The organism is Rhodoligotrophos defluvii (assembly GCF_005281615.1).
Lineage (GTDB): Bacteria > Pseudomonadota > Alphaproteobacteria > Rhizobiales > Im1 > Rhodoligotrophos > Rhodoligotrophos defluvii.
The window spans coordinates 533089-552858 of record NZ_SZZM01000002.1 but is presented as its reverse complement, the minus strand read 5'-3'; the positions used below and the strand labels follow the sequence as shown (position 1 = coordinate 552858).

The 19770-nt window shown below is 63.6% G+C and carries 12 protein-coding genes; all 12 read left to right on the top strand.

Annotated elements, in window-relative coordinates:
* The first annotated feature begins 48 nt into the window (after window positions 1-48).
* Entirely contained in the window at window positions 49-621 is a 573-nt protein-coding gene (locus tag E4P09_RS11740) for an invasion associated locus B family protein (RefSeq protein ID WP_170984385.1), read from the top strand.
* 74 nt (window positions 622-695) lie between these two features.
* Entirely contained in the window at window positions 696-1454 is a 759-nt protein-coding gene (locus E4P09_RS11735) for a hypothetical protein (RefSeq protein ID WP_137389779.1), read from the top strand.
* A gap of 473 nt (window positions 1455-1927) precedes the next feature.
* On the top strand, window positions 1928-8077 hold the full coding sequence (locus tag E4P09_RS11730; RefSeq protein WP_137389778.1) for an autotransporter outer membrane beta-barrel domain-containing protein: 6150 nt from the start codon (window positions 1928-1930) through the stop codon (window positions 8075-8077).
* Between the two features lie 650 nt (window positions 8078-8727).
* Complete coding sequence (locus tag E4P09_RS11725; RefSeq protein WP_239025145.1) at window positions 8728-10245, top strand: acyl--CoA ligase; 1518 nt, start codon at window positions 8728-8730, stop codon at window positions 10243-10245.
* Window positions 10246-10254: 9 nt separating this feature from the next.
* Complete coding sequence (locus E4P09_RS11720; RefSeq protein WP_137389776.1) at window positions 10255-11232, top strand: 2-dehydropantoate 2-reductase; 978 nt, start codon at window positions 10255-10257, stop codon at window positions 11230-11232.
* Window positions 11233-11606: 374 nt separating this feature from the next.
* Entirely contained in the window at window positions 11607-12215 is a 609-nt protein-coding gene (locus E4P09_RS11715; protein ID WP_170984384.1) for a transcription termination/antitermination NusG family protein, read from the top strand.
* 367 nt (window positions 12216-12582) lie between these two features.
* Window positions 12583-14031, top strand: a complete 1449-nt coding sequence (locus E4P09_RS11710) for a mannose-1-phosphate guanylyltransferase/mannose-6-phosphate isomerase (protein WP_137389774.1) — start codon at window positions 12583-12585, stop codon at window positions 14029-14031.
* A 200-nt stretch (window positions 14032-14231) separates the two neighbouring features.
* Window positions 14232-15545, top strand: coding sequence for a lipopolysaccharide biosynthesis protein (locus tag E4P09_RS11705; protein WP_137389773.1), 1314 nt, complete (start codon window positions 14232-14234; stop codon window positions 15543-15545).
* On the top strand, window positions 15542-16492 hold the full coding sequence (locus E4P09_RS11700; RefSeq protein ID WP_137389772.1) for a sulfotransferase family protein: 951 nt from the start codon (window positions 15542-15544) through the stop codon (window positions 16490-16492). Before E4P09_RS11705 ends, E4P09_RS11700 begins: the two co-directional genes overlap by 4 nt.
* A 164-nt stretch (window positions 16493-16656) precedes the next feature.
* Window positions 16657-17976 (top strand): O-antigen ligase family protein, encoded by a 1320-nt coding sequence (locus E4P09_RS11695; RefSeq protein ID WP_170984383.1) that lies wholly within the window; start codon window positions 16657-16659, stop codon window positions 17974-17976.
* On the top strand, window positions 17879-18820 hold the full coding sequence (locus tag E4P09_RS11690) for a glycosyltransferase family 2 protein (protein WP_170984382.1): 942 nt from the start codon (window positions 17879-17881) through the stop codon (window positions 18818-18820). Before E4P09_RS11695 ends, E4P09_RS11690 begins: the two co-directional genes overlap by 98 nt.
* Entirely contained in the window at window positions 18817-19680 is an 864-nt protein-coding gene (locus tag E4P09_RS11685) for a WecB/TagA/CpsF family glycosyltransferase (protein ID WP_137389769.1), read from the top strand. The genes E4P09_RS11690 and E4P09_RS11685 overlap by 4 nt, the downstream gene beginning before the upstream one ends.
* The last annotated feature ends 90 nt before the right edge of the window (window positions 19681-19770 follow it).

Here is a 19770-nt window from a genome sequence, read left to right as displayed (position 1 = left end):
CTGTCTTGCCCCATGGGCGGTGTCTTGAACAGGAGAGGGAGTTTTTCCGTGGTTTCGATTGCCCGTTTTCGGTTGCTGTCTCAACAGGCCCGCAGGAGCGGCATGGGCTTCGCCGTCGGCGCTGCGGCCGTGGCAGCGGCCTTTTGCGCGCCTACCATGGCACAGCAGCAGCCTGCTCAGAACGGTACTGCGACAAAGGTGGAAAAGGCCTTCGACGGCTGGCTCGTCACCTGCCTCGAGAATGCCAATGGCAAGCGCTGTTCAATGCGCCAAACCCGCGTCATGCCAAAGACCAAGCAGGTCGTCTTCGCATGGACGGTGGTTGCCGGTCAGGACAAGAAGCTGGTCAACGTGCTTACGACGCCCACCGGGGTCTCCCTGCAGGACGGCATCCGGCTGTCGCTCGGCCAGTCCGAGCCGGTGCAGGTGAGCTACAGCGCGTGCGGACCCCGGATCTGCCAGGGCACGATGCCGCTGGACGACGCCTTGCTCCAGCGTTTGGAGGGTAATCCTAAGGTCGCCGTGAACTTCGTTCTAGCGAACAAGCGCCTGGTCCAGACGGAAATTGACCTGAAAGGTTTCAGTAACGCATACGCCTATATGACCGATCAGCTCAATTAGATCGACGGTCGAGAAGAGCCTTCACTTGATCTTTCGACCTCGATTCATCGTCGTCGTTCTTTTGGGTTGAACCGATGAACAAGATTGGGCGTGGCGATGGACCGCGCTGGGACTGGGACGAATCGGTGATGGAGCCACGCAGAGGCGAACCGATGCGCGATCCCTTCCAGACACCTCAGGCGAACCGCCCCCAGGCACCTCGGGTTCCGGCTGGCGGCTCGCGCAAGCCGAATGTCAGCCCGAAGCTGATCGCGCTGGGGGGTGGAACGGTGGTCGCGCTGCTGGCCGTGGTGGTGGGCGCGTATTTCCTGTTCGGGGGCGGTACCACGATTCCGACCGGCGGCGACAGGTCGCCGCGCTCGATCGTGCTCGAGCCGTCGGAGAAGGTGCTCTTTTCCGGCAAGGCGGCCGAGATCAAGGCGGCTGCCGGAAACACGATCGAGCAGCGCGCTGCAGGTTCGCAGAACTCGACGGTGGTGATTCGCTCCACGAACCCGAATGCGCGGCCCGTGAACACGACGGAGGGCGCCTTCGTCACCGTGCCGCGCGCGCTGATGCAGGAGCTTGCGGGTAAGCGGGTTCGCTTCACGGTTTGGGTGCGGGCAGCGGAGCAACGGCCGAGCAGCCGTTTCGCCCTGGCTTTCACTTCCGGTACCGCCTTCTCGAGCGGCTGGATCGTGTTCACGCCAACCCCTAGCTTCGAACCTTTCACCTTCGATGTGATCTTCCCGAAGGAGCCGGCGGCCGACGGCTATATCGGACTGTGGTCCGACATCAGCGGCCAAGGCGGCGGCATCGAGCTGCGCCTCGTGACGGAGCAGCCCGTCTCATAACGCGTTCATAGCGGCAAAATTGTGCAGCAGTTCGGGCGCCTCTGGCGCCCGTTTTCGTTTGCGCGGTCCGCTGGCCGGGCGAGCAGGGTGATTCCGCCGTCTTCCCACGGCTTCTCCTTCACCTGGATATCTGCAACTTATAAGTGTTAAACAAAACAGAGCACGTATAAATAGTTTTACAACTGTTTAGGAAATTTTGAATCAAAGTAATCCGGTTCGAAATCGGTCAGTGAAGAGAATCGACGCGGTGTACTGACGGCCGATTGTGGCGCCCAATCCTGGCATTGTGGCGCTGCTTGGCGTTTGAGCGCGCGGCAGGTCATCAGGATGTTGTAATCGGGCAACGCTTCGACTGCATCTGCCGCATTTTAGACGTTCTTGCGCCATTTCGGTTGATGGGTCTTAGCCGTTTGGTTAGCTTCACGATCGAATACCTAGGTCACCAGGCTCAGTAGGCCGTGGGGGGAGAACAGATGAATTCGAAGCTTGTACGGGGACTTCTGGCGAGTGCGTCGCTGATCGGGATGGCGGTCGGGGCCGTCACTGCGGCGAACGCGGCGGGCCAAACGATCAACGCCAATGTGCCTTCCTTCACGAACAACGCCAACAACCTGGACTTCATCGAGATCACCAACACCGGCAGCGTTGATGGCGATGTGGTCAACAACGGTCAGATCGGTACGGTCGTCATCAACGACATCGGCATCGAGAATGACGGGGTCGTTGGCGGTTCGATCATCAACAATGGCTTGATCGAGGCCAGCGAGATCGGAATTCTGAATACCGGGGTTGTCGAAGGCGATATCGTCAACAGTGCTGGTGCGACGATCAACGCTGGGACAAATTTCGGCTCGGGTTCGCATTTCGCGGCTGGCATCATCTCCTTCGAGACCGGGGATGACGGGCAGACCATTGTGAATGACGGTATCGTCAACGTCGATGCCATCGGCACCAACGACAATAATCTGATTGCCGCTGTAGGTGTCGCTGCGATCGGGCTGACGACCGGCGACTACAGTGCGGTCGTGGACAATAACGGCGACATCTTCGTCGATGCGGTCGCGGTCGATGACGCAGACTCGGCTGCGGTTACCGCCATTGCGGGTGGCGCGTTTGCCGGCGCTCTTTCGGGCGGCAATGCAGATGCGGTTGTCGATAATGCCGGCACGATTGACGTCTCCGCGGCGGCCCACGAAGAAGCGGGTGCGGCCGGTAATGTGGCGAACGCGCTGGCTCTCGCCGTCGGTCAGGGCTCGATCGCGATCGGTGCCGAGGATGCCAATGCCGACTTCCTCAACGCCGCTGGCGGCGAGCTCCTGGTGAGTGCTGACGCCACGGCGAACGAGAATGCGATCGCCGGTGCGATCGGTGCGGTCAATGTTGCGGTCGCCGGCGAGAATGCTGACTCGTTTGTGGATAACGATGGCACGATCGATGTTGTCGCGAACGCCATCGCGTCCGGAGTGGGGGCAAATGAGGCTTCGGCTACAGCGCTTGCGTTTGGAGTGGGCGGAATCCAGGCCGCTGTTGGTGGCGATAGCGGAACGGCTCAGTTCGACAATGACGGCTCGCTCAATGTCGATGCCAATGCGACTGCGGGCGACGCAGACGAGGTGCTGGCCGTAGCGGCCGGTGTCGGCTGGGTTCAGGCTGGCGTCGGCGGGGACACCGGCTCGGCGATCATCAACAACACGTCGCCAAACTCCTTTACGGTCGATGTCGATGCCATAGCCGGCGCCACGGCTGCAGGCGTCCCAACTGATCCGACAGCCACGGCGGTGGGCATCGGGCTCGGCTCACTGCAGTTTGCGGGCGGCAATGACGCTACGGCTCTGCTGAATAACTCCGGTTCGGCCAGCGTGGATGTGCTGGCGGATGCCCAGGCCACCCAGCAGGCCAATGCCATCGGGCTCGGCATCGGCGCAATTCAGTTCGTGAGCGCAACCCACATCGCCAATGCCTCCATTCTCAATGGCGGCAGCTTCGACGTGGGCGTGACGGCCAATGCCTTTGCCTCCGGCGGTGCCTTCCCCGATGCGACGGCGGCTGCCATTGCCGCTGGCGGGCTTCAAATCGTCAGCGGCGAGGAGGCGAGCGGCCTTCTCGACAATGACGGCAGCTTCACGGTGAATGCTCTCGCCAATGCGGAAGCGGTAGGCGCCGATTCGGATGCCTTCGCGCTGGCACTGGGTGCTGGGATGGCGCAGATCGTCACCGGCGAGACGGCGACCGCCTCGATCGACAACGGGACGGCTGGCAGCTATTTCGTGAGCGGCGTGGCGAACGCCACTGCGGCTGAATCGGCCACGGCCGCCGGCATCGGGCTCGGCTACCTCCAGGTCGCAGCGGCCGAGAATCTGGCCACGGCCGAGTTCAACAACGACGGCGACTTCGATGTTCTCGGCGACGGCTTTGCGTCGGCCACGGGTGTCGGTGGCGAGGCCTTTGCCGCCGGCGGCGCCATCGGCGGTGCGCAGGTGGCCATCGGCGCCGGCATGACGCCAGGGGACGCCCAGGCACTGTTCTCGAACAACGGGACCTATGACGTCGTCGGCGTGGCCACCGCGATGGCGACGAACGACTTCGGCGATGCCTCGGCTATCGCTTTCGGCGCCGGCAACATCCAGCTGGCCGTAGGCGACAACGCCATTGCTTCGATGATCAATGGCACTGCGGGCGCCTACACCGTGGACGTCGACGCTTCGGCTGTTGCTGACGACGACGCGTTCGCCCTTGCCCTTGGCGCGGGCTTCGCGCAGATCGCGGCTGCCACAAATGACGATGCGCTCATCGATCTGACGAACGACGGGTCGATGTCGGTGGATGCCGACGCCTTCGCATCCGGCGGCGATACGGTCATCGCGGCTGGTGTTGGAATCGGCGGTCTGCAGGCGGCAATCGCGCCGGACGACGTGGCCGACTCGAGCTTCGTCAACAATGGCTCCTTCTCGGTTGACGGAAGCGGCGTTGCGGTGGCCGATGGCACTGGTGCTGCCAATGCGATCGGCGTAGGCGCCGGTGTTGCTCAGATCGGCCTGGGTGAAACGGCGATCAACAATTTCGCCAACGGGACCGACGCGAGCTTTGTGGTGACGGGCTTTGCCGATGCTGACGCGGTTAGCTCCGCCACCGCCTTCGCCCTCGCTGCGGGTGTCGCTCAAATCGGGATCGGGACGGACGACTCCTTCGCCGACGTTGTCAATGACGGCTCGATCGACGTCGATGCGGTTGCCGATGCGGATGCGACCGGTGCCAACGGGACCGCTGCTGCGGCCGCTCTTGGAATCGGCGGCTTGCAGGTTGCGGTCGGGATCACTGGTGTTGCCGATGCGGCCTTCGTGAATAACGGAACCTTTGCGGCGAACGCTGTTGCGAACGCAACGGCAAACGGGGCGAGCGGTTCGGCCACGGCTGCCGCCATCGTCGCTGGCTTCGCACAGGTCGCGGCTGGTAGCGAGCTAGCCATTGCCGATATCGATAATAGCGGCACCTTTACGTTCGGCGCCGATGCCAATGCATCCGCGGGAGACTCTGCGAATGCTGTGGGCTTCGGTATTGGAATGGCCCAGGTGGCGATCGGTACCGACGAGGCCGATGCGTTGATGTACAACGGCACGGCCGCGAGCATCGATGGCGATATCGTGGCTAATGCCGCCGGTGGGACCTTCGCGGGCGCGACGGCGGTTGGCATCGGAGGGCTGCAGCTTGCTCTGTCCGAAGATGACGCCTATGCCGAGTTGATCAACGACGGTTCGATCGACGTGGTCGCTTCGGCTGTCGCGAATGGCGGAACCGGGAGCGCTGCGGCGCTGGGTGTGCTGATCGGCCATGCGCAAGTGGCGCTGGCGGCAACCGGCAGCGGCACGGCCGCCGTGTCGATTGTCAACAACGGCGTCGTGAACTATCTCGCCAGCGCGGAAGCGGTGGCGGACGACACTGCGACTGCCAGCGCGCTGGCGATCGGGTTCGCCCAGGTCGCGGTTGCAGAGACGGCCTCGGCTTCGCTCGAGAATACCGGCGAGATCTACGTGGATGCCGACTCTTACGCGGAAGCCGACGCTGCCTTTGCGGGAGCCGCTGCGATCGGCGGGATCCAGGCGGCAATCGCGCCGAACCCGGCTTCGGGAGGCGCCGCCGTCTCGTTCACCAACTCCAACATCTATGATGTCGGGGCGGTGGCCGAGGCGCAGGGAGCGACAGCTGCAACGGCTTCGGCCAGCGCGGTTGGCCTCATTCAGCTGGCGGTCGGCAGCACGGCCACCTTCGAGAACTCCGGTAGCTATAATGTAGAGTCCATCGCTATCGCCGAGGGTGCCGGGAACGCAAACCTCGCAAGTGCCGGCGCGACTGGTTCGTTCATTCTCGGTGCGGATCCGCAAGGGGATGACGGGTTCAACGTCGACTTCCTCAACAGTGGCGATTACACCGTCAGCGCCTATGCGCGGGCCGGGGAGCTCTCGAACGAAGTCGGTGTTGCGGCGGCCACGGCGGCGGGCCTGGTGGTTGCCGGAACGGAGACGCACGGCATCATCGAGAACACCGGGAACTTCCTGGTGGCGGCTGAGGCGGTCGGCACGACTTCGACGGCCAACGCCCTCGGAATCGGTGTGTTCGCCGATAGCTTCGACGGTGAGATCTACAACAGCGGCCTGATCGATGTGGTCGCCATTGGAGAGAACGCCGCGGCGGCCGGTATCGTGGTCCAGACGGCTACAGGCACCGCACCGTCCTTCATCGTGAACGACGGCGGCACGATCATCGCCCGCACCCTGTCCAGCGTGAAGGCGTATGAGGAGAGCACCGACTTCTTCCACCGTGGCGTGGCGATCGATGTTGCGAACACCAATGCTCCGGTATCGATCGATCTCCTGGGTGGCGATGACTATGGTGCGATCTACGGCCATATCTTCATCGGCGACAATGACGAGGTGAACGTCTCTGAGGGTACCACCTACTTCAGCGGTATCATCAACCCTGACCAGGCGACCGTCGGCGACCTCAACCTGCTCACGGGTGGCGAGCTCATTCTGGTGAACGACCGGATTGACGGTCCCTCCGGCGCCTTCGTCGAGAACTACGCGCAGCAGGCCGACAGCATCCTCGGCTTGAACATCAGGCCAGACTCGGCACCTTTCATCGTGGCGGACAACGTGACGCTGGATGGAACCGCGCTGATCCTGCCGGAGGCGGGGCTGTATGCCGACACGACCATCTATGAGGACGTGATCGACAGCGCGACACCGATCGTCGGCGAATGGGACAACGTCGCCTCCGTATCGCCGCTGCTGCAGCCGGTGTTCGTTGACGATGGTGCCAACAATCTCGACCTGGTCGTCGAGCGTGTGGCCTTCGGCGACGTTGCCGGGCTGAGCAAGAACCAGAGCAATGTCGGTGACGGCATCGAGAACGTCTATGACGACCTCCTTGCCAATCCGGTTGTGAACACGCCGTTCGATAATCTGGTGGCCAATCTGTTCACGCTGGATTACGGGCAGTATGCGAATGCGCTCAATCAGCTCAGCGGTGCGGAGTATGCCCAGCAGATCCAGTCGGCCCTGTGGTCCTTCCGGCTGCTGAACAACGTAGTTGGCGAGCGGCTGCGGATGGTTGGTCCGAACGACAACTGCGCGATCGCCAGCTACCCGACAGCAGCCGCCGAGGTGGGTGGCAGCGCGGTGGCGCCGGCAGCCGATCTCTACGTCCCTGCACCTGCGGTGGTCTGCGCACCGTCGAGGGCCTCGATCTGGGCACGGGTGACCGGCCAGTGGTCCTCGGATGACGGCGACTCCAATGGGCCGAAGTATGATCAGGATACCTATGCGGTCTATGGCGGTATCGATTGGGGCTTCGCTCCGACCTGGAAGGTTGGTGTGACGGCTGGCTACATCTCGGCCGACATGGACTTCAAGCGGAACTCCAACAAGATCGACTACGACGGCCTGCAGGTCGCGGGTTACGGTGCTTGGGATAATGGAGTGAACTACGCTCATGGTATTCTGGGCTACGGGCACTACTCCAACGACTCGCGCCGGAATATCGCGATCGGCGTGAACACTTGGGATCCATTCGGCCAGAAGCCTTTCGGGACGCAGCCTGAGGGCATCACCGACCGCCTCAAGGGTGATTGGAATAGCGACGTGCTGTCGATCTACGGCGAAACCGGTTATCGCTACTGGATGACGCCGACGGCGAGCCTGACGCCCTTCCTGTCGCTCAACTACGTAAAGGTGTGGAACGACAGCTTCACGGAAAGCTCGGCCACCGGCTCTGGCGCGAGACTGGACGTGAAGAGCAATGACGGGGAGTCGTTCAACACGCAGCTAGGTGCTCGCTTGGCCACCCAACTGCCGATGGGCGCGGCAATTATCGCTCCTGAGCTGCGGGTGGCTTGGCAGCACGAGTGGCTCGACCGGTATCAGACGGCTTCGGCGAGCTTCGCCGCAGCGCCCGGGTCGAACTTCTCGGTGTACAGCACGCGTGAAGGCCGCGACTTCGCGGTGGTGGGCGCCGGCGCCACGATCGGGTTCACCGAGGCGCTGGACTTCACGGTCGACTATGACGGCCGGTTCAACAGCAAGCACGAGGACCACTCGGTGGTTGGCCGTGTGACCTACAAGTTCTGATCTCGATCAGACTGGACGCAGAGGGGCGGGGGAGCGGCATAGTCCGCTCCCCCATTTTGTTTCGACCGTCTATCGCTCGTCATGTCCCTCCGCCCGAGGCTTCTGCACACTTGCCGCGCAACCAAACCATGCATCGGCGTTCCAGGCCCGCTCGGCGCAACGCCCAAGACCGGGTCTAAGGACCCTGCCTTCAGTCGCCGGCGCCGTGGCCTCTTGCACCGGGGGCTCCATTCTCTGTTCCCGGCCCACGGGGCGGCGAACAGCAGTCTGCCCCGAGGTTGCTTGACATTTGTGCTCTGCAGCGCCGCGCTTGCAGGCTTACGCGAGAGCCTCTAACGTGCTGGCCCTGAGATCGCTCGGGCACTGCGTGCGGCCACCATCCGCGGACCGGTGACGTCTGCGGGGCTCTTCAGCGAAGAGCAGCCCGGGCCGATCCGGCGGGGACGCATGAGATGGAAGCGATGTGCCGCCTAAGGGGCGATGAGCGCCCGGGCTTGCGGCAGTGTCATGCTTGACGCAAATTCCGCGAGGCACACAAGGGAACGAGGCGCCAGACAAGCGCGAGTGGCTTTTTTGCCAGCGCCTTGCAAAACGCGCAATGATGGAGAGAACTGTCGCAGATGTCAGATGCAGCATTAGGCGCGCGCGCGATGTCGATTTCGGAGCTGCTGGAGCTTGGGGCGGACCTGGCCCCGGCTATTGGCGCGCCAGATCGCGATGATCTTAACTATGCCGGGCTGCGGGCGCATATCCGGGCCATTGGCCACCAGCTCGCAGCGCTTGGCGTTGGCGCGAACGAGCGGATTGCCATTATTTTGCCCAATGGGCCGGAAATGGCCACCTGCTTCCTTGCTGTCGCAGCGCATGCGTGCGCCGCGCCACTCAATCCGGCCTATCGCGAGGAAGAACTCGACTTCTATATTTCCGATCTGCGGGCGCGTGTGCTGATCGTGGCCAAAGACATGCCGACACCGGCTCGGGCGGTGGCCGAACGCCATGGCTGCCGTGTGGTGGAACTCATTCCCTCACCAGCGGCGCCCGCCGGCATGTTCACGCTGGATGTGACCGGCGCAGCGCGGGCGCCTGCCCAACCGGCATCGGCCGATGCAGAGGCCCTGGTGCTGCATACGTCCGGCACGACGTCACGGCCAAAGATCGTGCCGCTGACCGGCGCCAATCTGACGGCATCGGCAGCGCATATCGCCGAGACGCTGGCGCTCACTCCGGGAGACCGGTGCCTGAACATCATGCCCTTGTTCCACATCCACGGACTGGTTGCTGCCGTGCTCGCATCCCTCCGGGCGGGCGCGTCGGTGCACTGCACGCCGGGCTTCGATGCCCTGAAGGTGTTCCGCTGGTTCGATGAAGTCAAACCTACGTGGTATACGGCAGTGCCGACCATGCACCAGGCAATATTGGCGCGCGCCGGCCGAAATCCCGACGTGGTGGAGAGGCTCAAGCTTCGCTTCATCCGCTCGTCGTCCTCGTCACTGCCGCCGCAAGTCATGACGGAGCTCGAGGCGACCTTCAAATGTCCGGTAATCGAGGCGTATGGGATGACGGAAGCCTCGCATCAAATGGCCTCAAATCCGCTGCCACCGCGGCCGCGCTATCCCGGCAGCGTCGGTATCGCGGCGGGGCCGGAGGTGGCCATCATGGACAGCGAAGGCCGGCTGCAACCCGCTGGAACGGAAGGCGAGATCGTCATACGCGGCCCCAATGTGACAGCCGGTTACGAAAACAATCCCAAGGCAAATGCCGAGGCTTTTGTGCATGCATCCGGTGGGCGCTGGTTCCGCACCGGGGACCAGGGGGTCATGGATAGCCAGGGTTATTTGCGCATCACCGGTCGCATCAAGGAGATCATCAATCGCGGCGGTGAAAAGGTGGCGCCGCGAGAGGTGGACGAGGTGCTGATGGATCATCCGGCGGTTGCCCAGGCCGTGACCTTCGCCATTCCCCATCCCAAGCTGGGCGAAGAGGTCGGGGCGGCCGTGGTGCTGCGGGAGGGCATGGAGGCTACGGACCAGGAATTGCGCAATTTCGCCGCCCAGCGCCTGGCGGATTTCAAGGTGCCGCGGCGCGTGCTGCTGCTGGATGAGATTCCCAAGGGTGCAACAGGTAAATTGCAGCGGATCGGCCTGGCCGAGAAACTCGGGCTGGCGTGAGGTGAGCTCATGAAGATCTGCATCTACGGGGCCGGTGCCATCGGTGGCTATCTTGCGTTCGCACTTGCCGAGGCTGGCGTGGATGTGTCAATCGTCGCCCGGGGCGGGCACCTCGAGGCGATCCGCCAAAATGGGCTGCGCCTTCGCAACGGCGACCAGGACCGCACGGTCAAGCTCATCGCCACTGACGAACCGGAACGGCTCGGCCCACAGCACTACGTGATCATCACACTGAAGGCTCACTCCGTGCCCGCGGTCGCAGAGCGGGTCACAACGCTGTTCAACGAGCAAACGGCAGTTGTCACGGCGGTCAACGGTTTGCCTTGGTGGTACTTTTATCGTCACGGTGGGCCGCTGGAAAATACACGCTTGGAAAGCGTCGATCCGAACGGGGTCCAATGGCGGCTGTTCGGTCCGGAACGGGCGATCGGATGTGTGGTCTATCCGGCAGCGGAGGTCGAACAGCCGGGCGTGGTGCGCGTCATCGACGGGGACCGCTTCGCCCTTGGCGAACCGTCCGGCGAAAGCAGTGAAAGGATGTTGGGCCTGGCTGATGCGCTGAAGGCCGGCGGGCTCAAGGCGCCCGTCAAGTCGCGCATCCGGGATGACATCTGGATCAAGCTCTGGGGCAATCTCAGCTTCAATCCGGTGAGCGCGCTCACCACGGCGACCCTCGAGGAGATCTGCCGGTTTTCGGAAACGCGGGCGGTCATCCGCGCAATGATGGTGGAGGCGAGAGCCGTCGGCGAGGCCATTGGCGTGCGCTTTGCGATCGATGTGGACAAGCGCATCGCTGGCGGCGAGGCGGTCGGGGCACACAAGACATCGATGCTGCAGGACCTGGAGCGTGGGCGCCCCATGGAAATCGACGCGCTGGTTTCGGTCGTCCAGGAAATCGCGCGGAAAGTCGACATCCCGACCCCGATCATCGACGCCGTGCTCGGCTTGATCAAGCTCAGGGCTATCAAGGCAGGGGCCTATCCCTGAACTGACGAAGATTTGGGAATGGCTGCCAAATTCTTGTAAGTAGACAGTCGATTCAAATCTGCATGCTCGATTAGGAACGCCAGGGACCGAATGAGACCTAGGCAATTCTACCATGCAGCATTAATTAGTGCACGTAGGACAGCTGGAAATAATCAGTTTAGAGAATAGATAAATTCAGCTTCGTGATCTAAGTTTTCCAAGCTTTATCCACTGCTGTACGGCGCTGGTTGACAGTATAGCTTCTTTAAGCAAGTCTAAATCAGTCGGTTTGAATTTCCTGACATGGGACGAGAGTTCCGTCCGCGCTGCTGGCGATGGGGGCTATGGCAGCGTCTGCTATACGCTGGCAGTGCGGACGGTACGGGGGAGGCGGCATGTCGGTTCGAGAGACCTATCGGCCATATCTGCGCCGCGAAACTGGTTGGGGCCTCATTGAGGCCGCTGGCGCGCAGTTGTTTCATTACGCCACAGGTGAGACCACGCTGAATTTGCGCTGGTTCGCGGTGGAAACCGCGCCGCAGCGGGAGGCGTTCGCCTATCACAACCTGCTGCAGAGGAATGTGATCACCTTTCTGCCACAACGGTTGCGAACGGTGCGCCACGCGCGGCGGCTGCAGACGGAGAAGGTGGCCTTGTTTCCCGGCTACATTTTCGTCCAGCTGGATCTTGGACAGCACCGCTGGCGCGACATCAACCGAATACCTGGTGTCCGTCAGATCCTCACCAGTGGGGGAAAGCCCGTGCCGGTGAAGATTGGCGTGATCGAGAGCCTCATCGAGTCCAGCGACGATCACGGCATCATCTATTTCATGGCGGACGCGCGCTCAGCGGGACGGGTTCGTCTGGTCGCCGGTTCATGCGCCGCTGAGCTCGGGGTATTGGAGGATCTCGATGACCACGCACGTGTCGGCTTCCTGCTGAACTTGATGAACCGGCAGGCGCGGAGGGCTGCTCCGGCCACAAGAGCAGTGCGGGCGTACTGAGCATTACCGTCGGCGAAGCAGCACTTGTCTTGGCAGGTTTGATTTGCGCGGGTGAAAACGTCTTCACCCTGGCGGCGGAGCTTTGTGCAAGGGGGGTGAAACTGATGTGTTATTCAACTGCCGCACAGGGCGGCTCATCTCGGTCGACGGCAGGCATGCCACGGGAGCATGCAGGCGGCTCAAGCACCTTTACAAGTGCCGCCTGCGGAATTTCCCGACATCGATAAAACACACTTGAAGAATTAGAGATATGCGCCGATACCAGAACGCTCCAGAGATGCGCTTCGCGGGCATGAGCCGCCGGGCACTATTCGGTTATGCCACCGAGTTTGCTCACTCGGCCATCGAGCGCGTTATGAGGAGCGACATGGACGAGCGCATCGTATCGCCGATACTCCTGGCTGGAGGATCCGGAACCCGGCTGTGGCCATTGTCGCGCAAGGATCATCCGAAGCAGTTCGTCACTCTGGTGGGCGAGACGTCGCTCTTTCAGCAGACCTGCGCGCGGGTTCAGCGTGCGCCGTTCAAGGCGCCTTACATCCTGGGCAGTGCCGATCACCGGTTTCTCATTGCCGAGCAGGCCCTGGAGTCCGGCCTCGATCAGGCAACCGTGGTGCTCGAGCCGGTGAGCAGGGACACGGCGCCGGCAGCATGCGTGGCGTCGCTGCTCGCCGCTCGCGAGAATGCCGACGCGCTGGTCCTGCTGCTGCCCTGCGATCATCTGGTTGCAGATGATGAGGAGTTCTGCGCTGCGGTGATGGCCGGCATTCCAGCTGCCAAGGCGGGCCAGCTGGTCGTGTTCGGTGTTGCGCCAACCCGGCCGGAAACGGGATATGGGTATATAGAACTGGTGCCGTCGCCCACGCCGCTTCCAGGGTTGCCACGTCCGGTGGCGCGGTTCGTTGAAAAGCCCGCGCGGGAGGTGGCGGAGGACTACATCGCCAGCGGCCAGTTTCTGTGGAACGCCGGGATATTTCTGTTCCGGGCGGAGACCATGCTGCAGCATTTCGAGGCGTTGCAGCCGGAAATTCTCGATGCGTGCACGGATGCCCTGGCCAGCGCGGTGATCGATCTCGACTTCGTCCGCCTCGATTCAGAGGCCTATCAGCGCGCGCCGAAGGTTTCCCTTGACTATGCCGTCATGGAGAAGATCGACACGATTGCCTGCGTGCCGCTTGAAACCGGCTGGAGCGATTGTGGCGCTTGGACCTCCATCTACGAGATCGCGGTGAAGGACGACGCCGGCAATGCCAGTCGGGGCGACGTCATTCTCGAGGATACCCGCAACTGCCTGGTCTACAGCGACGACGCCTGCGTCGCGATGCTGGGGCTTGACGATGTGGTGACCATTGCCACCCAGGACGCGGTGCTCGTGGCCTCGCGCGAGCGGGCCGGCGACTTGAAGCCTCTGGTCGAGCGTCTGCAGCAGCAGGGGCGCCCGGTGGTGACCACACATCCGCGCGTGCATCGGCCGTGGGGCTGGTACGAGACGCTCAGCCTGGACATGCGCTACCAGGTCAAATGCCTCATGGTGAAGCCCGGCGGGCGCCTGTCCCTGCAGAGCCATATGCATCGGGCCGAGCATTGGGTGGTGGTCTCCGGCACGGTCGAGGTGGTGCGGGGCGAAGAGACGTTCCTGCTGACCGAGAACGAGTCGACCTACATTCCCACCGGTACTCGCCATCGTCTGGCCAATCCGGGGCGAATCCCTGCCTTTCTGATCGAGGTGCAGTCGGGCTCCTATCTCGGCGAGGATGACATCGTTCGATTTGACGACGTCTATGGTCGCGTGCCGATGGCCATAGAGAAAGACTGAGTCGGCGACGGCAGCCAGCCGCCAAGCTGGTGCGGAGCGGTTCTTCGCGCGGCAACACGTCGCTTGAGAGCGGTCGAGGGCCCGGGACTTCCCGGAGAGGAAGTCATCTCGCGCGCTTCGGAACCCGCAAGACACAATGCGTTCTGACCGCCCCACCGGGCGATGATTTCGGCGACATATTCTGATCGGGGAGGATAGCCATGCGCGTGCGCGCGGGGCCGGCGGCTGTCGGCGCAATACCGTTAGGCCGCTTCTTTAGCCAGGCTCTATTGTGCCGCCTGTCTGGTGCTCTGGCGGGCTACCTGACTATTCTGCTGCTGGCCGCCTATACCGCACCGGCCGATCTGGGGTGGTTTGCGACAGCTCTGGCTGTGGCGATGCTCGCGTCCGCAGGGGCCGGGCTGGGACAGCCCGTGGCCGTGCTGCGTCTCATCCACGGCGAAGGCTGCAAAACCGATTTCGAGCCCAGCCTCGTGGGTGCATCCGCGATCTTGAGCCTGGCGGGCGCGTTCTCGGCGGGTATCGCCGTCGCCGTCGGCGGCGAGCTCCTGACGGCCTGGCGTCTCGTGTCTGCGCCACCTGGCCTGCTCCTTTGGACGGGCGTGGCCGCTGCTGGTCTCGCCGCTCTCGAATGGTCGTCCGCGGTGTTGCGCGCGCAGCAGCGATTTGCCGAGGCGCTCGTGCCGCGGGAGGTTTTCTGGCGCATCGCCAGTCTTGCAGCGATCGTCATCTGGCTTCTGCTTGGCGAGCCGGTGACTGCCGTGCATGCCGTATCCACCATAGCCGTGATGCTGTGGCTGGGCATGATCTGGCAGTGGCGCCTGCTGGCGAGTTGCCTGATGCCCGGTTCCTTCATGCGCGCCGCGGCCAAATGCGCTGGCCTCTTGCGGTCGAGCCGGGATTTCTGGATCACGGCGGTGTCAGCGCCCTTGGCCAATCACCTCGGCCTCATCGTCCTGGGATGCGCGCTTTCAATCGAAAGCGCCGGCGTGTTCTTCCTGCTCGACCGCACCGCACAGCTCTTGGTCTTCGTCCTCACTTCGCTCGGGGCAATCGCGACTCCGATGATGGCGCAGCTGCGCAAGGCTGGTGAGCTCGAGCGGCTGCGCGTGGTGTTCATGTCCACGTCGTTCTACAGCGGTGCCGCGGCGCTTGGCTTGTTCGCGCTGCTGGTGCTGTTTGGTCCTTCGCTGCTCGCAGTAGCCGCCCCGGGGCATGAGGCCGCCTATCCGCTTTTGCTCCTGCTGGCCCTCGGACAGGTGGTGAATGCCGCCACCGGGCCAGCCGGTTCCCTGCTGCTCGTTGCGGATCACGAGCGGCTGGCCATGCGGCTTGGCCTGCTCTTCAACTGCGCCGGGGTGCTCCTGACCGGGATCTGTGCCATTGGCTTTGGACTCCCCGGCGCCGTGCTGGCCAGCACCGCTATCCTGGTGGCCCGTTCGGTCGTGACCTTCGCCTGCTGCCTGCAGATCCTTGGGCTCAGGCCGCTGCTCAGAATGGAGCGGCAGCTATGACGAACGCGCGAGGGCGGCTGCCGGATTTCTTCATCGTGGGGGCGATGAAGGCGGGAACGACCACGCTGTACGACTGGCTGCGCCGCCATCCCGATCTGTTTCTGCCGGACGAAAAGGAGCCGTTTTATTTCCTGTGGCCGGACGGGGTCGCGCGCTTTCAGCTGCCGACCGCCTCGCGCTTGATCACAGCGGAGAACTGGATGGTTATCCGCACCGAACACCAGTATCGAAGCCTGTTCGCGCGTGCGGGCGCAGATCAGCGCATCGGGGAGGCCAGCACGTTCTATCTGCCGGATCCCGATGCCGCCGCTCGCATCAAGTCCGCCTGCCCGGATGCGCAGATCATCACCATTCTGCGTGATCCAGTCGAGCGGGCGCATTCGGCCTACTGGTTCCAGCAATCGCTGGGGCTCGAGCCGGCAGGGTCGTTTCGCGCGGCGATCATGGCGGAGCTCCGCGGCGAGCGCGAAGACTGGCTCTATGGCTGGCGCCATGTCCATTGCGGCCGCTATGCCGCGCAGATCGAACGCTATTTCCGCCATTTCGGCGAGGAGAGGGTGCTTGTTCTCAAGTTCGAGGACCTTCGAGCGGATGTGCGCGCGGTCGTCCGCCGTGTGCTGACGTTTCTGGGCGTCAACAGCCAGATCCTGCCGGAATGCGCGCCGGCGGCGAATGTCACGGCCATCCCAAGATCAGGGCCGATGCGGCAGGTGAAGTTCCTGTTCTCGCGGCCCAACCCGCTCAAGGATACGGTCAAGCGCGCTGTGCCTCGCCCTCTGCGTCGCCGGATAAGGCAAACAGTGTTTGCCGCCGTCGACAGATATTCCGCAAGGCCACCGGCACTCGTTGCGGCGGACCGCGCGCTTCTGCAGGACTTGTTCGAGCCGGAGCACAGGCGGCTCGAATGCCTGCTCGGCCGCCGGTTTACGCAATGGTCTGCCGCGTGAGGGCCGCAGTTTGCAGCCCGACACATGCTGCCCTCGCCAGTGGGCTGGCCGGTGCCGGCTATGGCCCGCCAGGCCGGCGCGGCGGTTACTGGCCAAGCTGGCTCCGGTGGCCGGGCCCGCCCTTGCGCGTGACATTCAGTATCGAACGCAGACGGCTCACCGGAATGCCAGCCCAGCTGGCGCTCGGCCTGCTCACATTCGCGCTGGGCGGCACCTTTGCGCCAGCGCTGCTTCCCTTCGACGAGCCGCGCGCGCTCAACTACATGTTGATCTTGCTCGCGGCAGCCCTGCTGGCGATCGCGCGGCTGCTGCGGCGACCTCGCGCCCGCGCCGCGCGATGCGGCGGTGCAGGATGGCTGCTGCTGAGCTTCCATCTCTATGTACTGCTGATCACGATAAAACAGGCGGGGGAGGAGGGCATAATCATCAAGGCGGTCGTGTTCTGCTGCGTCTGCGGCTGCGCATGGCAGGTGGCCCGGCTGCTGGAACCGGACGAGTTGCTGGCTACGCTCTTCTGGTCGTTGTGTCTGGTGGTCGGTGCGTCCACCGCCCTGGCCATTGCGCGGCCCGACATCGCGGTCATGCCATTCGTAAGGGGCGATGCCTGGACCGGACTTTACGGCCAGAAGAATGCCTTTGGCCGGCAGGCGGCGCTGCTTGGGCTGGTCAGCCTGTTCATGCTGTTGCGGCACGGGGGCGGGCGCCTGCTGCCCCACCTGGCTTTGATAGTGGCGGTGGTCGGCCTGCTCGCGTCCTTATCCCGCACGTCTCAGGTGCTGTTCCTGGCGGGCGGGTGCGCGGTGCTGATCCTGAACGTGCTACGCAGACAGGCGTGGGGCGTGCTGCTGGTCGGCCTGCTTGGCGGACTTGCCTTACTCGAAGCACGGTTGATCTGGGCCCCGGCCGTGTTTGGCATTTCGCCGGAGGGTATGGTGGTCGCCGACTACCTGGTCGACCTCACCGGGCGGCTGCCGATCTGGCAATTCGGCTGGTGGCTGTTCATGCAGCAGCCGGTGTGGGGCGCGGGCTTCGACGCCATTTGGAACTATGGCGGGGGCAGTGCGATCTATCACGCGCTCGGCTGGCGCGTGACCGACAGCCACAACGGCTATCTCGACGTCCTCGTCCAGTCAGGTCTGGTCGGCGCTGCTCTCTATGGCGGAGCGCTGGTTCTGGCAAGCGCCCGCGCCTTGCGGATCACGCTTTCCGGCCAGCCCAAAACCGTCGAGCAGGCGTTGATTGCGGTCTTCCTGCCCCTGCACTGGCTGATCAACATCACGTCCAGCCAGGTCATGGAAATCCTCAGCCTTTGGAATTTTCTGTGCCTCGTCTTGTGCTTCGCATCGGACTGGCATCGTCACGCCCATCGCCAGGAGAGCCATGCCCATGCCACGGTTCAGCATCGTGATCCCCTGCCGCAACCGGCACGACCTGTTGTTGCGCGCCATAGCGTCGGTCGCGTCCCAGAGCTATCCCGCTCATGAAGTGATCGTTGTCGATGACGGCTCGTCACCGCCGCTCACGGATCTGGTCGGCGATTTGCCGCTGTGCCGGGTGGTGCGTTCGGTGCGGGCCGGCGCCGCGGCGGCCCGCAATCAGGGGATCGATGGGGCGCGGGGCGATCATGTGGCTTTCCTCGATTCCGATGATGTGTTTCTGCCGGGCAAGCTCGCCAGCGTTGCCCAAGCGCTTGCCGATGATCCGGCGGCGGTCGTCTATTCGCGCGTTGCGATGGACTATGGTCATGGCCTTCTGGTGCCGAAGCCGACCCGCCCGCTTATGGGGGGCGAACGCATGCCCGAATACCTGCTCGCCGAGAACGAGCTGATCGCGACGCCGTCGCTGGTGGTACCGACCGCGCTGGCGCGCGCGGTACTCTGGGACGAAAGCCTCGGCTACGGTGACGACAGCGACTTCATCATTCGGCTGTGGTGGCGGGGGGCCAAGTTCCGGTTCATCCCGGACGTCTTGGTCCGCTGCGACATGGCCCATGGCATGGCGCATCTTTCCGGCGGCGGCGATGCCACCCGCATGGAGCGATGGCTCCGAGACATGCGGGAAGTGCTCGGGCCAAGAACCGAGCTTTGCTACCGGGCGACCCATCTCCTCGCGCTGCGCGGACGCGTGCTGTGCTGGGCAGCCATCCGCGATGCCAGCAGGGCCGTGCTCGGCGGCCATGTTATGCCGGCCGCGGTGGCGGGCAGCATTGCGCGCGGCCTGTTGCCCACGCCGATCTATCGCTTCGCGCACCGATGCTGGCTGCGGCGCCCCGGGCGGCGGCCAACCGGTTTGCAGGCCGCCGACACCATGGGGGCTGCGGTGCAATGAAGCTGCCCGTGGTGATGGTCGGCAGCCTGCCCATCGTCCGCTTCGATCGGGCGCAATGGGCCGCATATCTCCTGGAGGAGGTGCAGATACGCCGCCGGCTGCTTCAAGAGGGAACGGCGTCGGGGAGGTCTGCCGCAATTCCCCTGTTCTTTACCTCGGCCAATGGGCATGTGCTATCGCGCGCTGCGGCGGACCCGGCGTTCCGCGCCTTACTGGCAGAGGCCGACGGGATCGATGCGGATGGCATGCCGCTTGTGCTCGCCTCGCGCGTGCTGAGCGATCAGGCCCTGCCGGAACGCTGCGCCACGACGGACTTCTTTCACGACTTCGCCGGATTGGCGGAGCAGCACGGCGTGAGCTTCTATTTGCTTGGCGGTGAGGAAGCGGTCAATGCGGCCGCGGTCGACGCCGTGCAACAGCGCTATCCGCGCCTGAGGATCGCGGGCCGGCACCATGGCTATTTCCGCCGCGCTGAAGAGCGGCGCCTGGTGGACGAGATCAACCGTGCCGCTCCCGACATGCTGTGGATCGGCCTCGGCGTACCCAAGGAGCACGAATTCGTGTCACGTAATCGGGCATTGCTGCGGCAGGTCTGCCTGATCAAGAGCTGCGGGGGCCTGTTCGACTTCCTGTGCGGCGCTCGCTCACGGGCGCCTGCCGCCATGCAGCGTACAGGCTGCGAATGGCTCTATCGGCTTGTGCTGGAGCCGCGTCGGCTTCTGCGCCGCTATGCCCGCACCAATATCCATGCCGTGTGGCTGCTGCTCACGGGAACCGTGACACCCCTCACGTCAAGTCAGGACAAGGCCGCATTTCGAGGAAGGATATCCTGCCTTGACGAGGATATTCTGTCCCTATAGGTGCAAGCTGGATGAGAGGCCGGAGCGGCCCCCTCGCACTGCCACTCACGTGCTGGCGCGCGACGCAGGCTGTGATACGGTCGTATATGG

What these genes read in the sequence shown, in the direction of transcription:
- E4P09_RS11735 (WP_137389779.1), top strand. Translation starts at nt 696, where the DNA reads ATGAACAAGATTGGGCGTGGCGATGGACCGCGCTGGGACTGGGACGAA.
- E4P09_RS11730 (WP_137389778.1), top strand. Translation starts at nt 1,928, where the DNA reads ATGAATTCGAAGCTTGTACGGGGACTTCTGGCGAGTGCGTCGCTGATC.
- E4P09_RS11725 (WP_239025145.1), top strand. Translation starts at nt 8,728, where the DNA reads ATGTCGATTTCGGAGCTGCTGGAGCTTGGGGCGGACCTGGCCCCGGCT.
- E4P09_RS11720 (WP_137389776.1), top strand. Translation starts at nt 10,255, where the DNA reads ATGAAGATCTGCATCTACGGGGCCGGTGCCATCGGTGGCTATCTTGCG.
- E4P09_RS11715 (WP_170984384.1), top strand. Translation starts at nt 11,607, where the DNA reads ATGTCGGTTCGAGAGACCTATCGGCCATATCTGCGCCGCGAAACTGGT.
- E4P09_RS11710 (WP_137389774.1), top strand. Translation starts at nt 12,583, where the DNA reads ATGGACGAGCGCATCGTATCGCCGATACTCCTGGCTGGAGGATCCGGA.
- E4P09_RS11705 (WP_137389773.1), top strand. Translation starts at nt 14,232, where the DNA reads ATGCGCGTGCGCGCGGGGCCGGCGGCTGTCGGCGCAATACCGTTAGGC.
- E4P09_RS11700 (WP_137389772.1), top strand. Translation starts at nt 15,542, where the DNA reads ATGACGAACGCGCGAGGGCGGCTGCCGGATTTCTTCATCGTGGGGGCG.
- E4P09_RS11695 (WP_170984383.1), top strand. Translation starts at nt 16,657, where the DNA reads ATGCCAGCCCAGCTGGCGCTCGGCCTGCTCACATTCGCGCTGGGCGGC.
- E4P09_RS11690 (WP_170984382.1), top strand. Translation starts at nt 17,879, where the DNA reads ATGCCACGGTTCAGCATCGTGATCCCCTGCCGCAACCGGCACGACCTG.
- E4P09_RS11685 (WP_137389769.1), top strand. Translation starts at nt 18,817, where the DNA reads ATGAAGCTGCCCGTGGTGATGGTCGGCAGCCTGCCCATCGTCCGCTTC.